Here is a 4,351-nt window from a genome sequence, read left to right on the forward strand (position 1 = left end):
CACCGCGGGCTGCCGGGAGACCTCCATGACGGCGTTCAGGCGCTCGCCCCCGGGCAGCTGCATGTCGAGGATGGGCGCGCCCGGGTCGAAGCGCCGCTCACCCGTGGTGGACTCGGCGGCCAGCCGCCGGACCAGGGCGACGACCTCCTCCGGGTCGTCGAAGAGGGAGTCGTACCGCTCGCGTCCTCCGTCGGCTCGGCGCACCCACACGTGGACGCCGTTGATGTTGATGTTCTCGATCCCGGAGTCGTCCAGGAGGGGCTGGAGCGGGCCGAGCCCGCACACCCGGGCGAGGGCTCCGGCCGCCACGGACGCCTCCGTGGCGGCGTCGAGCACGCTCCGGCCCTCGGTCAGGGCCCGTCCCGCCTCCTCGTCGAGGATCCTGGCGATGACACGTTCGGCCCTGGCCCGGTACTCCTCGGGTGAGTCCTCGGGTTCGCCGCGCGTCTCCTCGCTCAGTCGCCGGGTCGCCTCGGCTGCGGTCCACCCGACCCGTTCGCCCACGAACCGGGCCCGGTCGGTGTCCAGGAAGAGGCCGTCGGTGATGTCTCCGACGTCGTGTCCGGAGCTCATGCGGTGGCTCCCGTCGTCTCGGGTCGGGGCTGCGGGGAGGGCGCGGCGTCGGCGGCGAGGTCGCCCGCCAGACGTGCGGCGGCCCGCAGGAACGGCCGACGGTGGGGTTTGCGCGGGTTGGCCTCGCCGCGCAGGAACGCCGTGGAGCGGGGGTCGTCGGGGAACCGCCCCCACACGTCGGGGCCCAGTGCGTCCCTGACCTCGCGGACGCCCCCGCTGCCGCCGCTGACCACGGTCCGCAGGGTCGGGAGGGTCTGGCGGAGAGCCTCGGAGGCCTCCTTGGCGCGGCGCAGCTGGGCGAGGTCGTCGGACACGACCAGGAGGGCCGTGTCCGCACGCGCGGCCAGGTCGGAGGCGGCCGAACCGGGGCCCAGGCGGCCGAGGTCCAGCACGACCGCGGGGCCGTCCCCCGAGGTGAGCGCGGCGGGGTTCTGGGCGAGGAGGCGCACCACTCCCCCCGCCCGGTCGGCCGTGACGGGGGCCGGGCACACGGCCAGCCCTCCCGGGAGGGTCTGGGTGTGGGCGCCCAGGTCGGCGCCGGAGGAACCGCCGTGCCGGACGGCGGCGGCCAGTCCGGTCAGCCCGGGGTCGGGGGGCAGGTGCCGCCACGTGGCGACGTCCCCGCCTGAGGCGTCGGCCTCGACCAGGACGGCCCCGGCCCCGCCCGGCCAGACCGCGGCCACCGCCATGGCCGCGCAGGTGACACCGGGGGACCCGCTCAGGGAGAAGAGCGCCACGGTGCGGGACATCAGACTCCTCCCCGAGGGTTGACCCGGACCACGCTGACGCGCTCGGCCGCGGCGGCCGAGGCGATGTCGGCGGCGTCGGTGGAGGAGACGAGGAGTTCGAGCGCGACCGAACCGTCGTCGGCGGTGGCCTCGACGCTCCGTACGAAGGCGCGGTGGGCCTGGACCCCGGTGTCGGCGCCCTCCTCGGCGGTGACCACCACGGAGACGGAGGCCCCCGCGCTCAGGGAGGCGGGGAAACGGCCGGGGCGCAGGGCCACGCCGACCACGGCGGAGTCCCGCTCGGGGAAGGCCGCCTCGGTGCCCAGGGCCTCCTCGGGGAGGACGCCGCCCTCGGTGACCGGGACGGTGAGGGTACGGCCGACCGTGTCCTCCAGGCGTTCGGCGCCGACGAAGGAGACGCCCTCGGAGACGGAGATCCGCGCGACCCTCAGGTCGTCGGCGGACACCACGTGTCCGGCGGGCAGGTCGGCGGCGGCGACGAGCACCCCCTGGCGTTCGTCCAGCCGCTCCAGGGCCGTGACCCCGCCCAGGGCGCCCACGGCCATGAGGACCAGGGCGAGGGCCAGCCACCGCCACCGCCGGGGGCCGCCGCCCGTGAGCCGCAGCGGAGGCGTGTCCCGCGCCCGCGGAGGCGTCTCGGGTGCCGGTGCCGTCTTCGTGTCCACCACGTCTGTCGTCTTCTTTCGCTGTTATCGGGGGTCCGTGTCGGTGACCAGGCCCTGGGACTCGACCACCTGGAGTTCGACCCGCGAGGTCGTGGTGACCGGGTCGAGTTCGCCCGCCTCGTCGCCCGCCTCCCCGTCGGAGAGCTCCCAGCCCACGTCCCAGCCGACCTCGACGGTGACGGTGTGGGTGCCGTCGGGCTGGGTGTCGGAGGGAAGGGTGTAGACGTGGCCGCAGTCGGGGGAGGCCTCGGCGGGGTCGTGCACGGCCGGGTCGAAGGGGGTTCCGGGGCCCTCGCAGCGGACCCGCGTGCCGTCGCCCAGGTCCCAGACGGTGAAGGTCGGAGTGGCGGTGACGGTGAGGGACCAGCCCGGGACCTCGGCGGAGGCCTCGGCCGCCTCCCACTCCTGGGACTCCAGCCACAGCCACACGGGGGTGTTGACCAGGATCAGGGAGTCGCTACCCGGGGAGGTCCCGATCGTGGGCCGGGGCAGTTCGAAGGAGTCCATGGACTCCTGGATGAGGGTGACCGGGTCGGTGGGGGTCTCGCCCTCGTCCTCCCCCTCGTAGTCGATGGACTCCCAGTCGATCGCGTCCCAGTCCACCTGGGACCAGTCGATGGCGTCCCAGTCGATGGCGCTCCAGTCGACGTCACCGGTGGAGCCGCCCGAACCGCCGGAACCGTCCGAGTCCCCGGAGTCGTCGGAGCCGCCGGAGCCGGACCGGCCGCCCTGGGTCTGCGCCCAGCGCAGCAGGATCGAGCAACCGGCCCCGCCCGAACTGCCGCACTCGACCTGCCTGAGGAAGGAACCTTCATCGGCGTGCGCCGGGATGGCCGCTCCGGCCGCCACCAGGGTCAGTACCGCGGTCGCCGCCGCCGGCCGCATGGGTCTCAACATGATCCCGCTTCCCAGATCCGTAGGTCGGACACGCGCCAGGCGAGCCCGTCGTGAATGAGCGTGGCGTCAACGCGGCGCGGGCCCTCCCCGGAGGAGGAGCCCACACCGAAGTTCCAGTCGGAGTCGTCGAGGCAGTCCTCGACCGTCGCGCGGTCGGGTCCCTCGACCACCACGCTGGGGTCGAGGACGGGTTCCCCGGTGACCTCGGCCCCCGAGGCGCGGGCGCCCTCCAGGGCGGCGTCCATGAGCGCGAGCGCACCGTCCACCGCGTGGTCCTCCAGTTCGGCGGGGACCTCGCCGCCCTCGTGGGAGGCGGCCACGACCGTGTCCCACATCCCCGTGTAGGCGGCGAGCGCGGCGGCCTCCTCGTCGGTCCGGTGAGGGTCCGACGGCCGCGGCGAGGCCGTCGCCCCCGCGCCCCCGTTCTCCGGGGACGCGTTCCCGGGGGCCGCGCAGCCCGCCGCCAGGGCGAGGGCCGCGCAGCCTCCCGCGGCCACGACCGCGCGCCGGACGACGCCGTTCCTTCTCACGGCTCTCGTCATCGGTGCGTTCTCCACGGGCGCGGAAAGGGGGAATGAGGCATGGCGAAATCGACCCGGGTGCGCGGGTCCTTTTCCTTCCGACGAGTGGCGGGAGCGGTCTCCTACGTCCGAAAGGTCACGGGACCGGGGGAAGGCCGTTGAGCGGGCGGATGGGGAACCGCTGCTCCCGTCCGGGTTCCGGTCCGCCGGGCGGCGGGCGCGACCTGGAGCCGCGCGAGGCGGAGCCCTCCGCCTGTCCGAAACCACGTGGTATTGGATGCGTTTTTCGTGTCTTCGCGTGAGCTTATAGAGAAGTCGCCTTCCATAACAACCCCTCGGCCCTCCCTTTGACTGTGATCAAGTCGACCTTCCGGGTCTCGGACGCGGACAGGACACACACCCGAAGCGCATTGACAAACGCACGTGGAACAACACTTGAACTGGGATCACGAACGTGACCGGGATCAATGCCGACGACGGCGGATCGGCTGCTCACCGAGCCCGCCGCACGGTCGGACAACACACACCCGGTGGCATTACGCCCCGATCCCCGCGCTCATTTGAGCGGTGTATCGGCTTCTTCAGGCGGAAGGCGTCCCGACCGGAGGAGAACCGCATGCGAATGCTCCACGCCGGCCAAAGGAAACCATGGGGAAATGATGGCGGGACCGCACGTCGGGAGCCCGAGGTCCGTCACTGAACCTGCTGGGACAGCCCGGGAAGCGGAGTGATGTCAGCCCCGGAGGAGATCCACGGTCAAGCCTCTTACCACATGAACGAGGCACACAAAGCGACATACGAGGACGAGAACGTAAACACAAGAACAACTACTTCCATACCAGGGCGAGCCGATGCTACCTTCGTGCTTCTTGCGTAGCAACCCCACACGCGGACAAGGAATCGCGCATGCTGTTCGACCACACCATGCCCGAGTCCACACGCGACG

At 72.7% G+C, this 4,351-nt stretch carries 4 protein-coding genes and 1 pseudogene; all 5 read right to left on the minus strand.

Annotation, left to right across the window (positions count from 1 at the left end; all coding sequences use genetic code 11):
• Nucleotides 1–573 (minus strand): annotated as a pseudogene (locus D455_RS0106070) (CpaF family protein); the annotation flags it as partial.
• Nucleotides 570–1,322, minus strand: coding sequence for a P-loop NTPase family protein (locus tag D455_RS0106075; protein WP_017569866.1), 753 nt, complete (start codon nucleotides 1,320–1,322; stop codon nucleotides 570–572). The pseudogene D455_RS0106070 and the gene D455_RS0106075, both read right to left, overlap by 4 nt.
• The gene (locus D455_RS0106080) at nucleotides 1,322–1,990 is read right to left on the minus strand and encodes an SAF domain-containing protein (protein ID WP_017569867.1); all 669 of its coding nucleotides are present in this window, start codon (nucleotides 1,988–1,990) and stop codon (nucleotides 1,322–1,324) included. The genes D455_RS0106075 and D455_RS0106080 overlap by 1 nt, the downstream gene beginning before the upstream one ends.
• 21 nt (nucleotides 1,991–2,011) lie before the next feature.
• Nucleotides 2,012–2,872 carry a hypothetical protein gene (locus D455_RS0106085; protein WP_017569868.1) on the minus strand — a complete coding sequence of 287 codons (861 nt, stop codon included), beginning with the start codon at nucleotides 2,870–2,872 and terminating at the stop codon, nucleotides 2,012–2,014.
• A 5-nt stretch (nucleotides 2,873–2,877) separates the two neighbouring features.
• Nucleotides 2,878–3,426, minus strand: a complete 549-nt coding sequence (locus D455_RS0106090; protein ID WP_017569869.1) for a hypothetical protein — start codon at nucleotides 3,424–3,426, stop codon at nucleotides 2,878–2,880.
• Nucleotides 3,427–4,351 lie beyond the last annotated feature (925 nt).

The organism is Nocardiopsis halotolerans DSM 44410, assembly GCF_000341065.1.
Classification (GTDB): domain Bacteria; phylum Actinomycetota; class Actinomycetes; order Streptosporangiales; family Streptosporangiaceae; genus Nocardiopsis; species Nocardiopsis halotolerans.

Coding starts and splice junctions, on each gene's coding strand:
- D455_RS0106085 (WP_017569868.1), bottom strand. CDS start 2,872: ATGCGGCCGGCGGCGGCGACCGCGGTACTGACCCTGGTGGCGGCCGGA.
- D455_RS0106090 (WP_017569869.1), bottom strand. CDS start 3,426: ATGACGAGAGCCGTGAGAAGGAACGGCGTCGTCCGGCGCGCGGTCGTG.
- D455_RS0106075 (WP_017569866.1), bottom strand. CDS start 1,322: ATGTCCCGCACCGTGGCGCTCTTCTCCCTGAGCGGGTCCCCCGGTGTC.